Raw genomic sequence first — 19,483 nt, 5'->3', positions numbered from 1 at the left:
AGCAGAAGAAGGTGGTTTTTTGCTGTTACTGGAGCTCAAACGTATTGGAATTGATACAAGGGAAGAAAAATATATGCATAAATCTTTTTCCAAATATAAGGATAGACCTATAGCCAGATACGTGTCGTTTTGTTAAAATTATTTTGTCGTTTCGATTTTCGAAAGATTTCTACTATTATTATTTTTTAAAAGCTATATAGAGACAGAAAAGAGGGGAATAATGAAGGTCTTTATTGATTTGTGGTGGTACTTTAAGAAAGAAAAACGCCGATATGGGTTTGGGATCCTAACTTTGATGGTCGTATCTTTCTTATCTCTATTACCTCCTTATATTGTTGGGGTTATCGTTGACCATATTGAACGAGGTACTCTTACAAAAGATATTTTATTGCAGTGGGCATTGATTTTACTAGCAATTGGGGTTGCCACTTATATTTTTAGATATATTTGGAGAATTATGATTTTCGGTGCCTCTATTCGTCTTGCTAGATTGTTGCGTAATCAACTGTATGAGCACTTTACCAATATGTCACGCAGGTTTTATCAGAAGCGTCGTACAGGAGATTTAATGGCTCATTCAACGAATGATATTAAAGCGGTTGAACAAACGGCAGGTGCCGGTGTCCTTACTTTAGTTGATTCATTAACAATGGGAGGCTTTGTTATTATTACAATGGCTGCTACCATAAGTTGGAAGCTGACCTTGATTTGTCTGATCCCTATGCCTTTTATGGCGTTATCGACGAGCTATTACGGTTCATTACTGCATAAACGCTTTGCAGGAGCTCAAGCAGCATTCTCAGAACTTAACGATAAAGTTCAAGAAAGTATGACAGGAATCCGGGTAACGAAAGCATTTGGTCATGAAGACGCCGATGTGGAGTCTTTTAAGAAAAAGTCTAATCAAGTCGTCGAAAAAAATGTTGCCGTAGCAAGGGTAGATGCCTTATTTGACCCAACGATTTCATTGATTGTAGGAATCTCGTATTTTCTTGCGGTTGTTTTTGGTGCGAGATATGTAATTGCGGATGAGATGACAATTGGTCAATTAACAAGCTTCACTATTTATTTAGGATTACTTATTTGGCCAATGCTGGCTTTCGGTTGGTTATTTAATATAGTCGAACGAGGAAGAGCTTCTTACGGTCGAGTATCGTCGATATTAAGTGAGAAGATTGAGATTAGTGACTCGGATGCGAAGCACAGTGAAATGCCAGAAGGAAATATTTCATATCATATTGACTCGTTTAATTATACTGAAGGTGAAAAGAATACATTAGAAAATATTCATTTTGCGATTCAGAAAGGGCAAACTCTTGGTATCGTAGGAAAGACTGGAAGTGGAAAAACAACACTTCTTAAGTTACTAATGCGTGAATTTGATGTAACTGACGGCGAAGTGCACATAGATCATCGTTCAGTGAAAGACTATGATTTTGATGCTTTACGAACGGCTATTGGATATGTGCCACAAGATCACTTTTTATTCTCAGCGACCATTGCTGATAATATTGCATTTGCTAAACCAACGGCTTCTATTCAAGAGATTATCGATGTGAGTAAACTAGCTTCTATACATGATGATATCGTTCGTTTTCCTGATGGTTATGAAACGATTGTTGGTGAACGCGGGGTTACTCTTTCAGGCGGTCAGAAGCAAAGAATATCGATTGCTAGAGCCCTTATTTTAGACCCTGAAATATTAATACTAGATGACTCTCTATCAGCAGTTGATGCGAAAACGGAAGAACAAATCCTTCACGCGTTACGTTATGAGCGAAAGAATAAAACAACGATTATTACCGCGCATCGCTTGAGTGCGATTAAACATGCGGACTTAATTATTGTTTTAGATGAAGGGAAAATTATTGAGCAAGGAAATCACACGATATTAATGGAGCAAAATGGTTGGTATCGAAAAATGTATGAGCATCAACAACTCGAGTCTTTGGTGCAGCAAGGAGGGGACAATCATGCAACATAAAGATCGTGTTCTTAGTGCAAAAGAGCAACGTGCTGTTTTTAAGAGATTGCTAGCTTATACAAAACCACATATAAAAACGATGACATTTGCTTTTGTGCTGTTAATCCTTGCGACAGGTGCCGATATTGTAGGGCCTATTCTTGTTAAGATTTTTATTGATGATTATTTAACACCTCGTGTGTTTGAATTTAGAGCTTTAGTTATTTTAGCAACTACGTATATCGTACTCCATTTAAGTGCTGTAATCTTAAATTATGTCCAATTGTTTACGTTTCAAAAAGTAGCTTTGAAGATTATTCAACAAATGCGAATTGATGTGTTCTCAAAAGTTCAGAAACTAGGACTCTCATTTTTCGACCGTACTCCAGCTGGAGGGTTAGTATCACGAATAACGAATGACTCTGAGTCGATTAAGGAACTATATGTAACGGTTTTAGCAACTTTTGTACAAAACTTTATATTCTTAATTGGAATATTTGTAGCGATGTTTTACCTCAATGCGCAATTGGCGTTTTTCTGTTTATTCTTATTACCTATCTTGTTTTTATTGATGCAAATGTATCGAAAGTTCAGTTCTCGCTTTTATGCGGATATGAGTGAAAAGCTGAGCCATTTAAATGCTAAGTTAAATGAGTCGATTCAAGGAATGTCGATCATTCAGTTATTTCGCCAAGAACGCCGGATGAGAAAAGAGTTTAAAGACATTAATGATCAGCATCAAAAAGCCTGGATGAAAAGCATGAAATTGGATGGACTTTTACTAAGGCCGGCTGTGGATTTTGTTTCGATCTTGGCGTTAATTCTAATTTTAAGTTTTTTCGGTATAACTTCATTAAATAGCCCGATCGAGATTGGGGTATTGTATGCTTTTGTCAATTATTTAGATCGCTTCTTTGAACCTGTTAATCAGATGATGATGCGCCTTTCTCTCTTTCAACAAGCCATCGTTTCTGCGGGGAGGGTATTTAAATTACTCGACCACGATGAACTTGCTCCCACTCAAGTAGGGGATCATTCAGCTAAGGTTACAAAAGGTGAGATTGAATTTAAAAACGTTACTTTTTCATATGATGGGAAAACCGATGTTTTAAAAAATATCTCATTTAAAGTAAATGAAGGTGAAACTCTAGCCCTTGTAGGTCATACCGGTAGTGGGAAAAGTTCAATCATAAATATTTTGATGAGGTTTTATGAGGTGAAAGAAGGCGAAATTTTAATTGATGGTCAGCCACTTCAGTCTTTCTCGGAAGCAGAGTTGCGCAATCGATTAGGTTTAGTTTTGCAAGATCCTTTTATGTATACAGGAGATATCAAATCGAACATCCGCCTGTATCATGAGCATATTACAGATGAACATGTAGAAGAAGCTGCAAAGTTTGTTCATGCTCATTCATTTATTGAAAATCTTCCAAACGGTTATGACACTGAAGTAGCAGAACGTGGATCCACATTATCAAGCGGGCAGCGTCAACTTCTATCATTTGCAAGAACGATGGCCATTCAACCAAAAATATTAATATTAGATGAAGCTACGGCTAGTGTTGATACGGAAACTGAAGAAGCCATACAAATTGCATTAGAAAAAATGCGAAAAGGAAGAACAACGATAGCAATTGCTCACAGACTTTCCACTATAAAGGATGCGGACCATATTATTGTTCTCCATCAGGGGGAAATTGTCGAGCAAGGTAATCATGAAGAATTGTTAAAGCAGTCAGGACTTTACCATAAGATGTATTTGTTGCAGCAGGGTGTTGAAAAAGAGGTCGGAATTTCATAATAAAAAAGCCTTAACTCTTGTATTAGAATAGGAGTTAAGGCTTTTTTAATTGTGTTTCTCTCTCATTTGATTTTTGTAATTGGTCGTAAGAGTTTAATAGTCTATCAAGTTCTTGACTTTGCTGTACGGCAATTGGAGAACTTAATCCATACATTAGGCCTACTGTAATTAATTTATTTCGTTGCTCTTCTATCGTTGCTAGTATAATATCTCTACACATGATGTTCTCCTTCGTATTTACATCTATTAAAAATTATACAAAAAACTGGATAAAATCTCAACTGATTGAAAGAAAATTACACAATTATCAATTATTGTTATATGAGAATAATATCAATTTAAATAAATTCGCTCGACGATTGACGGATATACTGTACGGGGGTATAGTAGAAGTGTGAGGTGATCGTATGAAAAAGGAAATACCTTTAGAAGTTATAAATGAAGTACCATCATTTTCAGTGACCAAACGGCAAGAAGAAAAAGAAAAGCTACAAAACCGCTTAAAGAGAATTGAAGGTCAAGTAAGAGGTATACAAAAGATGATTGATGAAGATCGTTATTGTGTAGATGTACTTGTTCAATTATCTGCTGTAAATGCAGCTCTAAAAAAAGTCGGATATACATTGTTAGAACAGCACACGAAAGGTTGTGTTGCCAATGCCATTAAATCGGGTGAAGAAGAACAAGCCTTAGATGAGTTAATGAAAGTCATCCATCAATTTACAAAATAAAAGGCAGGTGATCATGATGGAAAAACGCGATATGAATATACCGATACAAGGTATGACATGCGCAGCTTGTTCGACGAGGATTGAAAAAGTCTTGAATAAGATGGAGGGTGTTGAAGCGTCTGTTAACCTCTCCTTAGAAAAAGCTTCTATCCAAATCGATCCTACTAAAAATACATCGGAAAACGTAGTTGAAAAGATTGATAAATTAGGTTTCTCAGTTCCGATTAAGAAAGTAGATCTAGATATTAAAGGAATGACATGTGCTGCTTGTTCGTCAAGAATTGAAAAAGTGGTTGGAAAAATGGAAGGGGTAAAAGAGGTTCAAGTAAATCTCCCGTTAGAAAAAGGAACAGTCACTTTTTATGAAGGATTAATAGAGCTTGAATCAATTACAGAGAAAATCCATAAGTTGGGATTTGAAGCAAAGTTACCAGTAGATGAAATTCCAGAAGTAGATGAAAAGGAATTAGAGATTAGAAAGCAACGAAATAAATTTGTATTTGCTTTGATTTTCTCACTCCCGTTATTTATTACGATGATTGATCATTTTTACCCTGAGCGCATGTTATTGCCTCATTGGTTAATGAATGGATACTTACAATGGGTATTAGCAACGCCAGTACAATTTTATGCTGGATGGCAGTTTTATAAAGGGGCTTACAAAACTTTAAAAAACAAGAGTGCTAATATGGATGTTCTGGTTGCAATGGGGACATCAGCTGCTTATTTCTACTCTGTGTGGCTCGTTTTACAAGGAGAAGTCTACTTATTTTTTGAAACGAGTGCAGTGATTATTACACTTATACTTCTTGGTAAACTATTAGAGGCAAGAGCGAAAGGAAGAACGTCTGAGGCGATTAAGAAAATGCTTAGCCTCCAGGCAAAAAAGGCAACTGTCATTAGAAATGGAACAGAAATTGAAGTTCCAATTGAAAGAGTTGAACTAAACGACATCGTTGTTGTTAAACCTGGGGAGAAAATACCTGTAGATGGTACGATCGTAGAAGGATATTCCAGCATAGATGAGTCCATGCTTACAGGAGAAAGTATACCTGTTGATAAAAGTGTTGGTGACGATGTGATTGGTGCTACGATCAATTCACATGGCAGCTTTAAATTAAAAGCAACTAAAGTGGGGAAAGACTCAACACTGGCTCAAATTGTTAGAATAGTTGAGGAAGCACAAACATCGAAAGCACCGATCCAACGAATGGTAGATATTATTTCTGGTTATTTTGTTCCGACTGCGTTTGGAATTGCGGTCTTTTCATTTATCCTTTGGTACTTCTTCTTAGGAGCAAGTTTTGAGATCGCATTGATTAATTTTACAGCTGTATTAGTTATTGCTTGCCCATGTGCTTTAGGTTTGGCCACACCTACATCCATTATGGTAGGTACAGGAAAAGGGGCTGAATATGGTATTTTATTTAAAGGTGGAGAGCAATTAGAAACAGCTCATAAAATTAGCACAGTCGTTTTTGATAAAACAGGTACAATTACAAAAGGGGAACCAGCATTAACGGATCTTTTTGTGTATGAACATTCTCAAAAAGAAGATGTTTTGCAATGGATAGCAAGTTTAGAGCAAAATTCTGAGCATCCATTAGCTCGAGCGATTGTTAAAGGCGCTAAAGCAAAAGATATACCGTTAATTCAGCCTGAACAATTCGAGGCTATACCTGGAAGAGGTATAAAAGGTGTAGTCGATCATTCAGATGTTTTTGTTGGAACTAGAAGACTCATGAGCGATTATGGTATTCTAATCAAAGATGAGCATGAAGAAATGTTAAAAAGGCTGGAATTTGAAGGTAAAACAGCGATGCTGGCAGCAAAAGACGGTCAACTCACAGCGATTGTAGCTGTTGCTGATGAAGTGAAAGAAACATCTAAGGAAGCAGTTCGCCAATTGAAAAGCATGGGCCTTAAAGTTGTTATGCTCACAGGTGATAATGAGCGAACGGCTAATGCGATTGCTGAACAAGTAGGGATTGATTTGGTTTTTGCTGAAGTTTTACCAGATGAAAAAGCCAAAAAAGTGGAAGAGTTGAAAAAACAAGGGCAAAAGGTTGTCATGATTGGTGACGGTATTAACGATGCGCCAGCACTAGCTGTTGCTGATATAGGAATGGCCATTGGAACTGGAACAGATGTAGCGATTGAGGCCTCAGATATCACGTTAATGCGGGGAGATTTATTAGCTGTTCCGCAAGCGATTAAAATGAGTCAATTAACGATGCGCAACATTAAACAAAATTTGTTCTGGGCATTTATTTATAATTCTATCGGTTTACCAATCGCCGCTGCAGGCTTATTAGCGCCATGGGTGGCAGGAGCTGCGATGGCTTTTAGTTCAGTTTCAGTAGTTAGCAATGCTTTACGTTTAAAAAGGGTAAAGCTTTGATAATAAATTAAATGAAAGAGGAGATATGAAAATGATGAAAGAAACGATTAAAGTAAATGGAATGACATGTGGACACTGTAAAGCTTCAGTAGAAGGAGCATTAACTAAACTTGCAGGTGTTGTGAGTGCAGAAGTTAGTTTAGAAAATAAAGAAGTAACGGTTGATTTCAATGAAGAGCAAGTAACAGTTGAGCAATTAAAAACTGAAATCGAAGACACTGGCTTCGATGTAGCTTAATAGTTTAGAGAAGGGAGCCAAATGCATATTTGTGCTCCCTTCATAGTTTTTTCATTAAAAATAGATATAATTTATCGATATCGCCTTTATAGTGAAGTCAAAAGTGTGGTTCTATTACTTTTAACGTAATATATACATATCTTGCTCACTATTACTACCTAAAGCGGTAATAATCAAAAAGGAATGGAGTGTACTATATGAAAAAATATAATAAGAAAATGATCTTAGTGTCCGTTTTCATTTCAGGTGGATTACTTTTAACGGCGTGCGGACAAAATGAAACGCTTCCTGAGGCTGCACCTGATGCTGAAGCGGAAAATACGGTAGAGGAAGTTGAAGTTGAGGCTACAGAAGAAGTCGAGGTGGAAGAGGCAGATATCGTACGTGAAGAAACAGCTGAGATCAGTCATACGCACGGTCTCGAATTAAATCCTTCTAACCCAGACAGTTATTTAATTGCGACACATTATGGTGTAGTGGAGTATGAAGGGCCGAATCAAGCTTATGTTCTTGGTGAAATGAGAGATGACTTTATGGGCTTCAGCCGCGTCGCGGATACCCAGTATCTCATGTCGAGTGGGCATCCTGGACATGGAAGTGATCTTCCTGACCCGTTAGGATTTATGTGGAGTGAAAATTCTGGTCAGACATGGGAGTTCAGGAGCTTACTTGGAGAATATGATTTTCATGCGCTTACGGCGAGTTATCAAGACAATAACCACATTCTAGGTCATGCATTGGATTTTAAAAACAATTTCCAATCACTTATTTTCAGAAGTAATGATCAAGGCTTTAATTGGGATCGTGTAGAAACGAACGGCCTACCTTTAGATCAACATGCCGTTCATGACATGGCTTTTTCACCTGAAGATGATAAGATTGTATTTGCGGCTACTGCAAAAGGGTTATTTAAATCTGATGATAGCGGAGTTAATTGGTCAGAATTAGCTACAGGTAATATTAAGGGGCTTGCTGTACTTGGTAATGATGAAGTGTATTATTTTAACGGAAGTAATGAAGAGCTTTACCGATGGACTGGAGAAAAAAGTGAAACTATTTCTTACCCACCTGAGTACGGTGCCGTCAATTATATCGTCGTAAATGAAACGGGAAATCTCATAATGACTACGGAACGTTCATCTTTACTAAAGCAAGAAAGTAATGAAAACTGGAACGTCTTGATTGATAACGGTCAAGTAAAGTAAGAAAGGAATTGTACGTTGAAAAATTTGTCTTTAGTATTAGTTTTTATAACTGTTGGAGTTTTCATATGGTTTGGCAACTATCAAGAATCGTCAGCTACTAATGAGGGCCATTTAGTATTACCGCAAGTAGGTTATCAAGCTCCTGCATTTTCACTTGAAAACTTCGAAGGGCGCATGATCGACTCAGAAGAGTTTCAAGGCAAACCTGTATTACTTAATTTTTGGGCCTCTTGGTGTCCGCCGTGCCGAGTAGAAATGCCGCATCTTATCAGTGTGTACGAGCAATTTTCAGATCAAGTGGATTTTGTCGGAATCAATATGGCCCATCAAGATCGTAATGAGGCTGCACTTGGATTTATTGCTAATTATGAAGTACCTTACGATAATTTAGTCGATTATGATGGGGAAGTTGCACGACAATTTCGGGTCACTGCTTTTCCAACAACTGTTGTCATTGATCATAAAGGTATTATTACTTACCGTCGGGTCGGTGGAATGACTGAAAGAGAATTGATGAATGTCATGCATTCAGTTCTTGAGGAAGGAAGTAATTAATATGTTTGATCCTTTAAATACATTACAGATTGGACCCGTTCAATTGTCAGTGACCATGATTGCCTACATGATTTGTGCCGCTACGTTTTATGGTATTTTAAACTACTCACTAAAGAATACAGATTGGGAAATCAATCGGGAAAATATATTAAATCAAGTGTCAACCACATTTGTCATTTTTTTAGTGGTTTATAAATTTTGGCCATTTATTCTGGAACCATCATTATTATCTAATTTGAGTAATCTAATTTATTATGCTGGAGGACCAGGATCAATTGTTGGTGCAAGTATCATAAGCTCAGCTTTCTTTATCGTCAGTTGGCTGAAGCAAAGATGGGGCATTCACCTCATTGATCGAATAAGTATCGCTGCTTTTAGTAGTTTAATTATGTATTCGATCGTACTGAAAGAAGTAGGGCAAAGTAATCCGCTTAATTTCGGCTGGAAGATTGACGGTGTTTATTTTCATCCGGTGAATGTATACCAAACTGTATTACTTGTTGTGTTTCTTTTTTTTACACTGCAATGGACAAGGTTAAATGGAAAAGGAAAAACAACGATTGTTTTAATAATCGCTTTGATTTTTACGAAAACCTTGCTTGTCCCATTTCAAATCAAGTAATATAGATTTGGATATGCTATAATTAAATTTATCGTTACAGAAAGGGGGCTAGCAATTGACCACATCAGTTCTACTAACAACCATTGGTGCAGCGATGATGGCGACATTGGCGATCATTATTCGTTTAAAAGCAACGAAAAAACCTGCATCGATAAAGAAGATCGTTTTACCTCCTTTATTTATGTCGACAGGATTTTTAATGTTTTTATATGAACCGACAAGACCAGCACCTCTGCAAGTTCTTGAAGCTCTTTCGGTGGGGATGCTTTTCTCTATATTATTAATAAAAACATCGAAGTTTGAAATAAAAGATCAGGAAATCTATTTGAAGCGTTCGAAAGCTTTTGTATTCATACTTGTTGGCCTACTGATCGCTCGTATACTATTTAAGATCATTATCGGGGATTCGATTAATGTTGAAGAGCTTAGTGGCATGTTCTTCTTGTTGGCCTACGGAATGATTATCCCGTGGCGAATTGCAATGTACTTATCATTTAGAAAAGTAGAGCAAGAATTGAAAAATAGCAGTAAAGAAACATTGGTGCCTGCAGAAACATAATAAAAAGGATGGAATTCAAGGTTCCATCCTCTTTATTTATAATAATGCTTGATACGGTGCGACATCAATTTGTTTTTCATTTAATTTCTTTAATAAAAATTTATGATCGCGTTTTGGTGTTGCCAGAATATAACCACGTACAACCAGCTCTTCTGTAATCACATCTGCTTTTTCCTCAACTGCTATCTCGCCAATTTTTCCAGCAATTTTTTGCCTGGCCACATCGCGAAAAAGTTCTGGAACTGGAGATACAAGTTCTTCTAAGAGTTGTTTCATATCATCCGGCCACAAATGAATGGTTTCTTTAATATAATGATCTTGCCAATCTAAAATCGACATTCCATCTTCTTTTGGCAGTTTCTTTAAAAATTTCCTAAACATAAAATATCCACCAATAAACATGACGGTTACTAAAAAAATCGTCCAAAAAACGATAAACCACATAAACCAAGTAGACATATTAACACCTCAATACTTTCATCTAACCATTAAATATTAACATAATAGGGGACGAACATAAAATATATTTTACTCGTTCACTAATTTTCTATAAAATAGAACATTGAGGTGGTTAATTCATGTTGTTTGAAATTTTAATGTACGCACTCCATTTATTTATTTCGATTATCTTTTTTATCTTAATCCCTTTACCTGTCATCATCCATGTGACTGTAACTGAAGGTTCGGAACGGATTCATTTAATTTTAAAGATTTATAAAAAGATAATTATGATTGCACATGGTGCGTTAGTTGTTATGCTTGTAACAGGTGTATTCATCCGATTTGACCTTTCATTGTGGACAATCATCGTTGTTATCGTCTGGGTAATTATTGGAGCTTATTTAGGGTTAACAGCAAAATTTGTGCGAGAGTCCCTAGAAGCAGCGGACAATAAGAAAGTGTTTGACGAGTCGGTAAATAAAGTAAAAATGTTTAGTACTTTACTTATGTTAGCGATTATCGCCATGTTTATCATTAAGTTTACTGATTTTCTATAAACTAAACAAACACAAAAAAGCGCTATTAGCGCTTTTTTGTGTTTGTTTTCACGTAATAAAGAGGCAAGGATCACCTTGCCTCTTATATTCAGATCATTATTTTACATACGCTGTTCCTACAATGACTAGTAGGATAAATAATACGACGATCAATGAAAATCCTTTCCCTGCTCCACCGTGACAGCCGTGGAATTGAGGTCCAGCTTGATAGCCGTGAAACTGTGGTGCTCCATAGAAGTTCATAAATGGATGCCTCCTTTTTGTAGTTTCAATATAAGTATATGTAAAGGCATCCCTAATGGGTGGGCGATTGTCACGAAAGCATCCAGATTGGGCTGATACCTAGCTAAAAAAGTTAAAGTGTACTTAATAAATAGGAATACCAACATTTGGTTACATAAAACATTGCAGTCTGACACATGTTATAGATACATCATACAAAGGAGGTCATTTAAATGGCAAACAACAATAGTTCAAACAAATTAGTAGTACCAGGAGTTGAGCAAGCCCTAGACCAAATGAAGTATGAGATCGCACAAGAATTCGGTGTGCAATTAAGTGCTGATGGCACGTCTCGTTCAAACGGGTCAGTTGGTGGAGAGATTACAAAACGTTTAGTTCAAATGGCTGAACAACAGTTAAATGGTAATCCCACAAAATAATTATTCCTGACCACACCTCCAAAATTAAATATATATGGAATTAGAAGCAGGTTTTCACCTGCTTCTTTTTATTTTGTTTACTTTAAATTCAAACTAGATAAAACAATAATTTCATAAACCCGTGCCGCCAACTAATGGGAAATCACTGCATGGTTTGGGAGGAGGCAGCACGGATAGCCATCAGAAAAACGTTAAGACGAATTCAAAAAACGTTCATTCTGACGATTGAGATTATTTTATACAAATTTTAATAAAAATAATCTTATTTATATCAGTCTTGAGACTGATTACAAATTAAACCCTAAACAGGATAATTTTCCTAGATGTAAGTAATATAATCTTCTTGTATGAGAATATATTGTATCTTGTTGGCTAATAGTTGGAGTTTCATTGTGCACATAATTTAATGGAAGAAAAAGGGCGGAGGAAAAGAATGATGGGTTTCTTAAATTTTTTATTAAAGCGGAAGTTAATCGTTGGGTTGATGGTTGTGTTTGTGATATTTATAGGAACATATGCAACGACAAAGTTAGATCAAGAGTTAATGCCGCCTATTACTTTCGACGGTGCCGTTATTCATGTGGATGCAGGAGATATGACAACTCTTGATGTGGAGCAACGGGTTACGACCCCTATTGAACAGACCTTGCTTGGAATTGATGGTGTGGAAGGATATCAATCTTCATCCAGTGTTGGCAACAGTACGATAACGATAGAGATTGAAGAAGGTCGCGGTGAAGAGGTTTCAAACGAGGTGAAATCGACATTAAATGGCTTGAAACCGCAACTGGATGGAGTAAATGAGATTCATGTTTTCCCGTATTCCATGAATGGAACGTATGAGTTTTTTATGGATATTTCGAACGGCGATAAAGAAACTATGGCTATTTTTGCAAGAGAAGTATTAGAGCCTCGTTTGGAAGCATTGCCGGAAGTACGTGACGTTGACTTAGTCGGTATGAATCAAAAAGAAATTTTTATTGAATTAAAGCAAACTAAAATGGAAGAGTTAGGTCTTAATGCGCAACAAATTATGGGGATCATTCAACAGTCAAACATTGAGGTTGCATTAGGTGTATTGAACGAAGAACAAAATAAACCAACTTTGCGCTGGAATACGTCTATCCAAAATGTCAATGATGTAAAAAATATCGCAATACCTACAATAAATGGTGTGAAAAAATTAAGTGATGTAGCTTCTGTCTCGGAACAATCGAGTGAACATTCGGCAGGAGTTTGGAAAAACGGAAGTGATCATTTCATCCTTGTTCAAGTAGGAAGAGCATCTGATGTGACACAAATTGAAATGGCTGCAGCGATAAGAGCTGAGATTGATAAAATTAGCGCTGCTGGTTTAGTTGAGGGCTTTGAATTAAATGAAGTTGTTTCACAAGCAGACTATGTGACTGATGCGATTGATGGGGTGTCCCAAAATGTTTTAATTGGAGGGATACTCGCTTTATTCGTATTGTTATTATTTTTACGGAATATACGAGCGACGATCATCATTGGCTTAGCGATTCCTGTTTCTATTTTATTAACGTTTACGGCAATGTGGTATTTTGACTACAGCTTTAATATGTTAAGTCTCGTTGGGCTAGGGTTAGGAATTGGTATGATGGTCGATGCTTCTATTGTCATCCTTGAATCGATCTTTAAGAAAAAAGAACAAGGCCTTGGAAATTACGAAGCTGTTGTGAAAGGAACAAAAGAAGTATCCACCGCTGTATTAGCCTCGATGTTAACTACGATTGTTGTCTTTTTGCCGATTGGATTACTCGGTGGAGAAGCTGGGAAGTTCATGATTATTTTATCATTAGTCGTTGTGTTTACACTTGTAAGTTCAGTCATTGTATCTTTTACATTAATTCCGGTGCTTGCAGAAAACTTCTTAAAAGTTAGTACCAAAGCTAAAAATCGAAGTGAAGGAAAGATTATTAGGCATTATGGAAAATTAATTTCTTGGATGGGAAGAAAGAAGCGTTATCGTTACAGTGTCATTGTATTGTTTATTATGATGTTTGTTGGATCATTAACACTAGTATCCAAAGTACCAATGACAATCATGCCAGACGTTTTTAACCGATATTCTGAAGTGATGGTGCAATTAGAAAGTGGAACGACACCATCTGAGCGGGAGGAAATCGCATTAGAAATGTACGACCGCTTAAAAGGAGTTTCAGATTTAACCAATACGATTGTCATCGACAATATTAATTCGATTTACGCCATTATTAATATGACGCCAATTGAAGAGGCGACTACTGAACAAAGCGAAGTCAATGAACAAATTTTATCTGCCCTTCGAGTTTTAGAAGAGCAGTACCCGATCACAAGTGTTGGTTCTGCCATGAATATGGGTGGCGGCTTCCCCATCTCACTTGAAATTAACGGAGAAGATCTTGGGGAATTGGAAGGAATTTCAAACAACTTAATGCATGAACTTGAACAAATTGATGGGTTAGTTGGTATAAAAGCCGCCTCTGGAGAAAAGATGTTAGATGAAATCAATATAGTCTTGAAGGAAGATGCAATCAAAGAGGATAATCTAACCCCTTTACAAATCTCGAATGTCATTCAACCATTATTTTTAAAGAGTCCGATTGGAGAAGTCACCGCTGAAGATAATACGCCTAGACCATTAATTCTAACAACTGATCAACAAATGGACCGTAAACAGCAGCTGCTTAATTTCGAGTTCACAACGCCAACAGGGGAAAAAGAAAAACTGTCTAAATATATAGAGCTTGAAAAAAATACAGTTCCGACTCAAATCGATCGAAAAGACGGTGAACGATATGTAACGGTTATCGCGGATTTAGAAGGTCGTGACCTTGGCTCGGTTAATCGTGATATTCAACAAATGCTCCAAGACTTTAATACACCAAATGGGTACTCGATTTCTATGAGTGGTGATCTTGAAGCACAACAAGAAGCAATGCAAGAAATGATCATTATTCTAGGAATTGCACTGTTTCTTGTGTATGTGGTAATGGCTGTCCAATTTAACAGTTTAAAGCACCCGATTATTGTCATGTCGATCATCCCTATGACGATTACAGGCGTCATCTTAGGGCTGTTTATTACACAAATGGAGTTAAGCATTATGTCCGCGATGGGTGTCGTCATGTTGATCGGAATCGTCTTAAACAATGCGATTTTATTAATTGATCGAACGAAGCAGTTAAGAAATGCTAATTACCAAGTTGCAGAAGCCGTAGTAGAAGCCGGTAAATCAAGATTACGACCGATCTTTATGACGACATTAACAACAGTAGGCGGCATGTTGCCACTAGCTCTCGCGACCGGTGTGTCGAGCAGTTATCAATCTCCGTTAGCAACAGTAGTCATCTCAGGATTACTCTTTGCGACAATGATTACGCTCGTTCTCATTCCTGCAGTTTATTTATTGTTTGAAGACATTTCAAGAGGAGTAGGCAGGCTGAAAAGAAGAAAAACTAAAGATAAAGTGAGTGCAGAAAAAAATGATATGAAGGAAACTACGTTATAGATTTACTTACACCACATAACAGTTAATAGACAGAACCATCTAGATGCATGCAGCACCCATCTAGGTGGTTCTTTATTGTTTTTTACAGTGCTACCTCTCAAATACGAAATGAATATCGGTTGGTAAAGTATTTAATTTGTTGAATTACCAATGAACTATGCTTCTATCAGCTTCATTGTGATCTAGCCCATAACAAAGACTTTGAGTATACATATTTAGTATGCTTTTTCTGATTTCAGAGTAATTCGTTATATAGAAATAAAAAAAGGACCCGAAAATGTAATAGAAGTTATGATTGCATTTCTCTCTCCTGCAAAAGGCTTAACTTTATGAAAACAAATAGAGAATGGAAAAAGTAACATTCTCTGTTTGTGATTGAGTCCTAGTAAAATATATACTTTTTCAAGGATAGTTAAGACATTCCACCATTTGTCTATGAGAACAAGTACATAATGAATCACAAGAAAATGTTCCATAATTAACCAAATTAAGTATGAAAATCCTATCTTTTCGAGTGGCGAAGGAACACTCCTCTTAATATGGAATATTTAGCGTGTCGGAATAAAAATCGCCTTGTTTAATAAGTTTCTTTCGGCAAATTAAACGATTGGGAGTGTTTTTATGAAAAAGAAGAAGGTAGTAAAAACATTAGGAGCAATGGTACTGTGTACAAGTTTATTAGCTCCAACATTTACACCAAGTGTATTTGCACAAGAAACAACTTCTCATCATCATGATTATTCGATCTCAGGGTTTATGACACATGAACAAATGGCAAAGCGACTTAAACAAATTGAAAGAACGAGTCAAGGAAGAGTCCAGGTGGAAGTGGTAGGCGAATCCAACAGAGGACGAGACATTTATATGGCACGAGTCGGAACAGGGGATAGAGTCGTATTAATCCAAAGTGAGATCCATGGGAACGAAAAAACAGGAACAGAAGCAATTATGAATATGCTTCAACAGCTTGGGAATAACTCACGACAATCTCAAAAAATTCGTGACGAACTCACTATAGTTTTCATGCCTAAGATGAACCCAGATGGAGCTGAAATGGATAAACGACGAAATGATATGACGTGGGCTGAGGTTGTTGAAGCTTTCCCTCAACTTTCAAATGCTAGTGCTCCAGCCTGGAACTACCTAGATAGAGGAGTTAGTCAGAGCTATAATTATGCAGAAAATCCTGGATTTGACGTAAACCGTGATTTTAATCCAAATTTAAATTATGTTCCTCAACCTGAAGATTTTCCAGGTCGATCAGCAGCACCTGGCTGGTTTATAACACCAGAAGCACAAGCTTCACGTGATGTATATAAAGGTTTATTAGAGGAGTTTGGAAACGTTGATGTATTCGTTGACCTTCACCACCAGGGGATATATTACGTAGAAGGAACAGATGACAGAGTGACACTATCGATTTCAGGTCAGTTTGTTCAAGACCCTAATACAGAACAAGGAGCAAAGTATCAAGAGTACAAAGAAAAATATAACTATGATTTCTCTCGACAATTAAATGTTGCCATCTATGATGCGTTGAATAGCATTGGTAACTCACCGTTTGGAAATGTAACACTTTATTCTCAGGGACTGGATCTGCCAGGTACTGCCCTAGGAACCTATGCGTTAAATGGTAGTGGAACGGTTCTGTTTGAAGTAACTGGACAAACGCAAAATTTTGGTCAAAAAGAACGTGGTAAACTCGTTAAAGCTGTAGAGCGCGGATTATATGGAATTATTGACGGTATGGTTGATGGTTCTGTATATGAAATTGACCCGGAAGAATATGAAAATATTCCACTTACATCAAGATGGCCAGCAAGTGGTAGTTTTTAATAATAGGACATCATCAAAAAACAACCATTCTCTTTGTGAAATGGTTGTTTTTAATATTTTGAGTACTAGCTATATCTTTTGTTTGTTACACTTTTTTCAAAGAACGGTTTTAGGACAAGGCAATGTGAATTTTTAGAAGTTCTTTTGATTTTAAGCGCTTATTTACGTCTCCATAAATCAGACTGACCCATTATTCCTTTAAATTGGTCATAGGACTCTTTAATTGTTTTACATTTCTCACAAGTGCTGTTGCTATCTTTCGTATTTTCAATCTCTTCAGTTAAGTCTCTGCCACATTCTCTACAGAAAAAAGCCGGATATAACACTGAATTGCCCCTTCTTTTTTCTTCATAGTATAACCGGGAATGTATACCGATTATTCAGTAAATTAAAGTTGTATTTATGTTAATGATGACTATCGTTAATAATAATTTTATATTAATGATTTTGGCGGGACTGTGTGGGAATCGAACCCACCGGAGACGGCACGCGCCTCCCGAGAGGTTTTGAAGACCTTGGGGGACACCAGTACCCCAGCCAGCCCCGTATAGAAACTTGCGGACAACTAAACACTATTATAGTATTTTTCGTCCTGTAAATTCAAGAGTTGTTTTTTCTTGAGGTTCGCGGTTGACGCTGGACACTCGAATACCTATACTAAAAAAGTTATCATTCTATACATAAATTAGGTGAAGTAAATGGACTTTGATATTCAATATTTATCATTCTTCGTCATTGATAGTGAAGGACAAGGGGAACAAGGAGCGAAAAGCTACAAACATTATCAAACGTTAGATGAAGTTTCTTACGTGAATCATCCTTTAAGTGACTTTCTTGAAGGGGAGTTAATGAAAATTTCAAAGCGAAAAGTGGAAAGACATCCAAAGTCTGACCAAGTCCCTACGAAGATAGGCAGGTTTCTCGTAGAAGAAGGCTATGACTTAGCGTCAAACCCAAATTACAATCAATTTAATAAAATTCGTAGTGCTGAGTCTTCGGGCGATTTTCAACTTAGCTGTGAACAATTAGTCCGATCCTATATGGATACAAGTTCGATCCGAGGAGGCGCCTTAATTGTTGCTCGAGCTAAATTAAATAAGTACTTTGATGAACCATTTGTTTTCGTTTTAAAATGTGATTTTGAACCGAAAGTAGCTACCATTACAGATGAAAGAAGTTTAATTCAACAAGTAGAAATGGCGATTACAACGAAAAATATGAAATCAATTCAATACCCGTACATGCCAGAAGAGGGAATGATCGAAGAATGGGAGCTTAAAATTCACCAATCGTCTCACTCCCGTTATTTTGAAGATTTCCTTAAGTTTGTAGAGTATGAACGGTCGATGCCTGAAATCGTGAAAGATCAAGTCATTACATTGGCAAAGCAGTATTATGAAGATACGGGAGTTATGCCTAACCTGAAAATTACAGAGCCTGAGGAAGAGGAAACAGTAGAGACCGAAGAAACAGAAGCTACAAGTCCTACTGAAGCACCGTCACCACCACCACAAACAGATTTCGATACAACGATGGAAGTATGGGCGACAACGCCAAAACGGGAACTCCAAGAGCAGTGGTCAGCTGAACAAGTGATGGAAGCGTCTTATCATCTTGTCGAACAAATTCCTGAATTAGACTTATCGTTTAAATTAGATCATATTGGCATTAAAGCACTTCTTTCTGACTTTGGTGTCAACGTTCATATCGGAAAACAAAATGGTCGCTATTACGTATTATTAGAAGGAGACAGGCTGGAGTTTGGCAAAGGAGCTTCACCGGTTGAGTTCTTAAGACCGAATGAGATGAAAGATATCATCGATAAGATTGGGAAGTAATTAAAAAAAATTCATTTTACACTCTTTTATTTTTTGTTTATCGCATAGAAACTTATGGATAACAAACAATAACAATGAGGTGATGACGGTGAATAAAGAGATTACTACGGCTTTAACGACGATCGGTATTGCTCAGTTACTGAAAGTTCCTTTAAATAAACAGGCGACGGGATCATGGAATTGGAAGTCGGTTATTGAAAGTGGGAATATGCCGAGTTCACACTCAGCAGGTGTTACTGCATTAGCGACGTACGTTGGTTTAAAAAAGGGGTTTACTTCTGTCGATTTTGCGTTAGCATCGGTGTTCGGCATGATTGTCATGTATGACGCTCAAGGTATTCGAAGACAAGCTGGAGAATTATCGATAAAAGTAAATCATTTGGATGATGAAGTAGAAAGACTAGCGGGGCATGACCGGCATGCGGCACATGAAGAAGAGGATCGCAAGCTAAAAGAGATGTTAGGACATCAACCGCGCGAAGTCTTTGCTGGAGCGTTATTAGGTGCTTTTACAGGAGCGATGAGTTACTTTTTAAACAAGAGATAGAGGCTATTATCCACTG

At 37.0% G+C, this 19,483-nt stretch carries 19 protein-coding genes and 1 tRNA gene; 15 read left to right on the top strand and 5 right to left on the bottom strand.

What is annotated here, in order from left to right; all coding sequences use genetic code 11:
• The first annotated feature begins 220 nt into the window (after positions 1 to 220).
• Together N7Z68_RS05660 and N7Z68_RS05655 are read left to right on the top strand one after the other, a co-directional pair.
• Complete coding sequence (locus N7Z68_RS05660; RefSeq protein WP_275117495.1) at positions 221 to 1,984, top strand: ABC transporter transmembrane domain-containing protein; 1,764 nt, start codon at positions 221 to 223, stop codon at positions 1,982 to 1,984.
• On the top strand, positions 1,974 to 3,764 hold the full coding sequence (locus tag N7Z68_RS05655; RefSeq protein WP_275117494.1) for an ABC transporter ATP-binding protein: 1,791 nt from the start codon (positions 1,974 to 1,976) through the stop codon (positions 3,762 to 3,764). Before N7Z68_RS05660 ends, N7Z68_RS05655 begins: the two co-directional genes overlap by 11 nt.
• Positions 3,765 to 3,798: 34 nt before the next feature.
• Here N7Z68_RS05655 and N7Z68_RS05650 read toward each other — a convergent pair whose 3' ends face one another.
• On the bottom strand, positions 3,799 to 3,984 hold the full coding sequence (locus tag N7Z68_RS05650; RefSeq protein WP_275117493.1) for an aspartyl-phosphate phosphatase Spo0E family protein: 186 nt from the start codon (positions 3,982 to 3,984) through the stop codon (positions 3,799 to 3,801).
• A gap of 187 nt (positions 3,985 to 4,171) precedes the next feature.
• On the opposite strand from N7Z68_RS05650, the gene N7Z68_RS05645 reads away from it, so the two are divergent.
• From N7Z68_RS05645 to N7Z68_RS05615, 7 genes are all read left to right on the top strand, one after another.
• Positions 4,172 to 4,495, top strand: a complete 324-nt coding sequence (locus tag N7Z68_RS05645; RefSeq protein WP_275117492.1) for a metal-sensing transcriptional repressor — start codon at positions 4,172 to 4,174, stop codon at positions 4,493 to 4,495.
• Between the two features lie 13 nt (positions 4,496 to 4,508).
• Positions 4,509 to 6,896 (top strand): heavy metal translocating P-type ATPase, encoded by a 2,388-nt coding sequence (locus N7Z68_RS05640; protein ID WP_275117491.1) that lies wholly within the window; start codon positions 4,509 to 4,511, stop codon positions 6,894 to 6,896.
• A 31-nt stretch (positions 6,897 to 6,927) separates the two neighbouring features.
• A complete protein-coding gene (gene copZ / locus N7Z68_RS05635; protein WP_275117490.1) occupies positions 6,928 to 7,134 on the top strand; it encodes a copper chaperone CopZ in 207 nt (68 codons plus the stop codon).
• A 197-nt stretch (positions 7,135 to 7,331) separates the two neighbouring features.
• Entirely contained in the window at positions 7,332 to 8,339 is a 1,008-nt protein-coding gene (locus tag N7Z68_RS05630; protein WP_275117489.1) for a F510_1955 family glycosylhydrolase, read from the top strand.
• Between the two features lie 15 nt (positions 8,340 to 8,354).
• Positions 8,355 to 8,894: a TlpA family protein disulfide reductase gene (locus tag N7Z68_RS05625; protein ID WP_275117488.1), complete on the top strand. Its 540-nt coding sequence runs from the start codon at positions 8,355 to 8,357 to the stop codon at positions 8,892 to 8,894.
• Position 8,895: 1 nt separating this feature from the next.
• Positions 8,896 to 9,516 carry a hypothetical protein gene (locus N7Z68_RS05620; protein ID WP_275117487.1) on the top strand — a complete coding sequence of 207 codons (621 nt, stop codon included), beginning with the start codon at positions 8,896 to 8,898 and terminating at the stop codon, positions 9,514 to 9,516.
• Positions 9,517 to 9,571: 55 nt separating this feature from the next.
• Positions 9,572 to 10,075: a CcdC family protein gene (locus tag N7Z68_RS05615; protein ID WP_275117486.1), complete on the top strand. Its 504-nt coding sequence runs from the start codon at positions 9,572 to 9,574 to the stop codon at positions 10,073 to 10,075.
• A 36-nt stretch (positions 10,076 to 10,111) separates the two neighbouring features.
• On the opposite strand, the gene N7Z68_RS05610 is transcribed toward N7Z68_RS05615, so the two are convergent.
• Complete coding sequence (locus tag N7Z68_RS05610; protein ID WP_275117485.1) at positions 10,112 to 10,534, bottom strand: DUF2621 domain-containing protein; 423 nt, start codon at positions 10,532 to 10,534, stop codon at positions 10,112 to 10,114.
• 119 nt (positions 10,535 to 10,653) lie between these two features.
• Between N7Z68_RS05610 and N7Z68_RS05605 the strand changes: the two genes are divergently transcribed.
• Complete coding sequence (locus N7Z68_RS05605) at positions 10,654 to 11,073, top strand: hypothetical protein (RefSeq protein ID WP_275117484.1); 420 nt, start codon at positions 10,654 to 10,656, stop codon at positions 11,071 to 11,073.
• A gap of 96 nt (positions 11,074 to 11,169) precedes the next feature.
• Here the strand turns inward: N7Z68_RS05605 and N7Z68_RS05600 are convergent, their stop codons facing one another.
• Positions 11,170 to 11,316 (bottom strand): YjcZ family sporulation protein, encoded by a 147-nt coding sequence (locus N7Z68_RS05600; RefSeq protein ID WP_275117483.1) that lies wholly within the window; start codon positions 11,314 to 11,316, stop codon positions 11,170 to 11,172.
• Positions 11,317 to 11,528: 212 nt separating this feature from the next.
• Here N7Z68_RS05600 and N7Z68_RS05595 point away from each other — a divergent pair, with 212 nt between their 5' ends.
• The 3 genes from N7Z68_RS05595 (at position 11,529) to N7Z68_RS05585 (ending at position 17,082) form a co-directional block, all read left to right on the top strand.
• The gene (locus tag N7Z68_RS05595) at positions 11,529 to 11,735 is read left to right on the top strand and encodes an alpha/beta-type small acid-soluble spore protein (protein ID WP_216827877.1); all 207 of its coding nucleotides are present in this window, start codon (positions 11,529 to 11,531) and stop codon (positions 11,733 to 11,735) included.
• Positions 11,736 to 12,168: 433 nt separating this feature from the next.
• Positions 12,169 to 15,246 carry an efflux RND transporter permease subunit gene (locus tag N7Z68_RS05590; RefSeq protein ID WP_275117482.1) on the top strand — a complete coding sequence of 1,026 codons (3,078 nt, stop codon included), beginning with the start codon at positions 12,169 to 12,171 and terminating at the stop codon, positions 15,244 to 15,246.
• A 621-nt stretch (positions 15,247 to 15,867) separates the two neighbouring features.
• Positions 15,868 to 17,082, top strand: a complete 1,215-nt coding sequence (locus tag N7Z68_RS05585; protein ID WP_275117481.1) for a M14 family zinc carboxypeptidase — start codon at positions 15,868 to 15,870, stop codon at positions 17,080 to 17,082.
• Between the two features lie 158 nt (positions 17,083 to 17,240).
• Here the strand turns inward: N7Z68_RS05585 and N7Z68_RS05580 are convergent, their stop codons facing one another.
• Positions 17,241 to 17,408, bottom strand: a complete 168-nt coding sequence (locus N7Z68_RS05580; protein ID WP_275117480.1) for a hypothetical protein — start codon at positions 17,406 to 17,408, stop codon at positions 17,241 to 17,243.
• 122 nt (positions 17,409 to 17,530) lie between these two features.
• Positions 17,531 to 17,627 (bottom strand) — tRNA-Sec (locus tag N7Z68_RS05575).
• A gap of 153 nt (positions 17,628 to 17,780) precedes the next feature.
• On the opposite strand from N7Z68_RS05575, the gene N7Z68_RS05570 reads away from it, so the two are divergent.
• Both N7Z68_RS05570 and N7Z68_RS05565 read left to right on the top strand, forming a co-directional pair.
• Positions 17,781 to 18,920, top strand: a complete 1,140-nt coding sequence (locus tag N7Z68_RS05570; RefSeq protein ID WP_275117479.1) for a DUF3900 domain-containing protein — start codon at positions 17,781 to 17,783, stop codon at positions 18,918 to 18,920.
• Positions 18,921 to 19,008: 88 nt separating this feature from the next.
• Entirely contained in the window at positions 19,009 to 19,467 is a 459-nt protein-coding gene (locus N7Z68_RS05565) for a divergent PAP2 family protein (protein WP_275117478.1), read from the top strand.
• The last annotated feature ends 16 nt before the right edge of the window (positions 19,468 to 19,483 follow it).

Source organism: Alkalihalobacterium chitinilyticum (assembly GCF_029028005.1).
GTDB classification, from domain to species: Bacteria; Bacillota; Bacilli; order Bacillales; family Bacillaceae_F; genus Alkalihalobacterium; species Alkalihalobacterium chitinilyticum.
The sequence above is the reverse complement of the archived record's forward strand: the minus strand, read 5'-3'. Positions and strand labels throughout refer to the sequence as shown.

What these genes read in the sequence shown, in the direction of transcription:
- N7Z68_RS05585 (WP_275117481.1), top strand. Translation starts at nt 15,868, where the DNA reads ATGAAAAAGAAGAAGGTAGTAAAAACATTAGGAGCAATGGTACTGTGT.
- N7Z68_RS05655 (WP_275117494.1), top strand. Translation starts at nt 1,974, where the DNA reads ATGCAACATAAAGATCGTGTTCTTAGTGCAAAAGAGCAACGTGCTGTT.
- N7Z68_RS05645 (WP_275117492.1), top strand. Translation starts at nt 4,172, where the DNA reads ATGAAAAAGGAAATACCTTTAGAAGTTATAAATGAAGTACCATCATTT.
- N7Z68_RS05650 (WP_275117493.1), bottom strand. Translation starts at nt 3,984, where the DNA reads ATGTGTAGAGATATTATACTAGCAACGATAGAAGAGCAACGAAATAAA.
- N7Z68_RS05640 (WP_275117491.1), top strand. Translation starts at nt 4,509, where the DNA reads ATGATGGAAAAACGCGATATGAATATACCGATACAAGGTATGACATGC.
- N7Z68_RS05590 (WP_275117482.1), top strand. Translation starts at nt 12,169, where the DNA reads ATGATGGGTTTCTTAAATTTTTTATTAAAGCGGAAGTTAATCGTTGGG.
- N7Z68_RS05660 (WP_275117495.1), top strand. Translation starts at nt 221, where the DNA reads ATGAAGGTCTTTATTGATTTGTGGTGGTACTTTAAGAAAGAAAAACGC.
- copZ (WP_275117490.1), top strand. Translation starts at nt 6,928, where the DNA reads ATGATGAAAGAAACGATTAAAGTAAATGGAATGACATGTGGACACTGT.
- N7Z68_RS05605 (WP_275117484.1), top strand. Translation starts at nt 10,654, where the DNA reads ATGTTGTTTGAAATTTTAATGTACGCACTCCATTTATTTATTTCGATT.
- N7Z68_RS05630 (WP_275117489.1), top strand. Translation starts at nt 7,332, where the DNA reads ATGAAAAAATATAATAAGAAAATGATCTTAGTGTCCGTTTTCATTTCA.
- N7Z68_RS05595 (WP_216827877.1), top strand. Translation starts at nt 11,529, where the DNA reads ATGGCAAACAACAATAGTTCAAACAAATTAGTAGTACCAGGAGTTGAG.
- N7Z68_RS05600 (WP_275117483.1), bottom strand. Translation starts at nt 11,316, where the DNA reads ATGAACTTCTATGGAGCACCACAGTTTCACGGCTATCAAGCTGGACCT.
- N7Z68_RS05570 (WP_275117479.1), top strand. Translation starts at nt 17,781, where the DNA reads ATGGACTTTGATATTCAATATTTATCATTCTTCGTCATTGATAGTGAA.
- N7Z68_RS05620 (WP_275117487.1), top strand. Translation starts at nt 8,896, where the DNA reads ATGTTTGATCCTTTAAATACATTACAGATTGGACCCGTTCAATTGTCA.
- N7Z68_RS05610 (WP_275117485.1), bottom strand. Translation starts at nt 10,534, where the DNA reads ATGTCTACTTGGTTTATGTGGTTTATCGTTTTTTGGACGATTTTTTTA.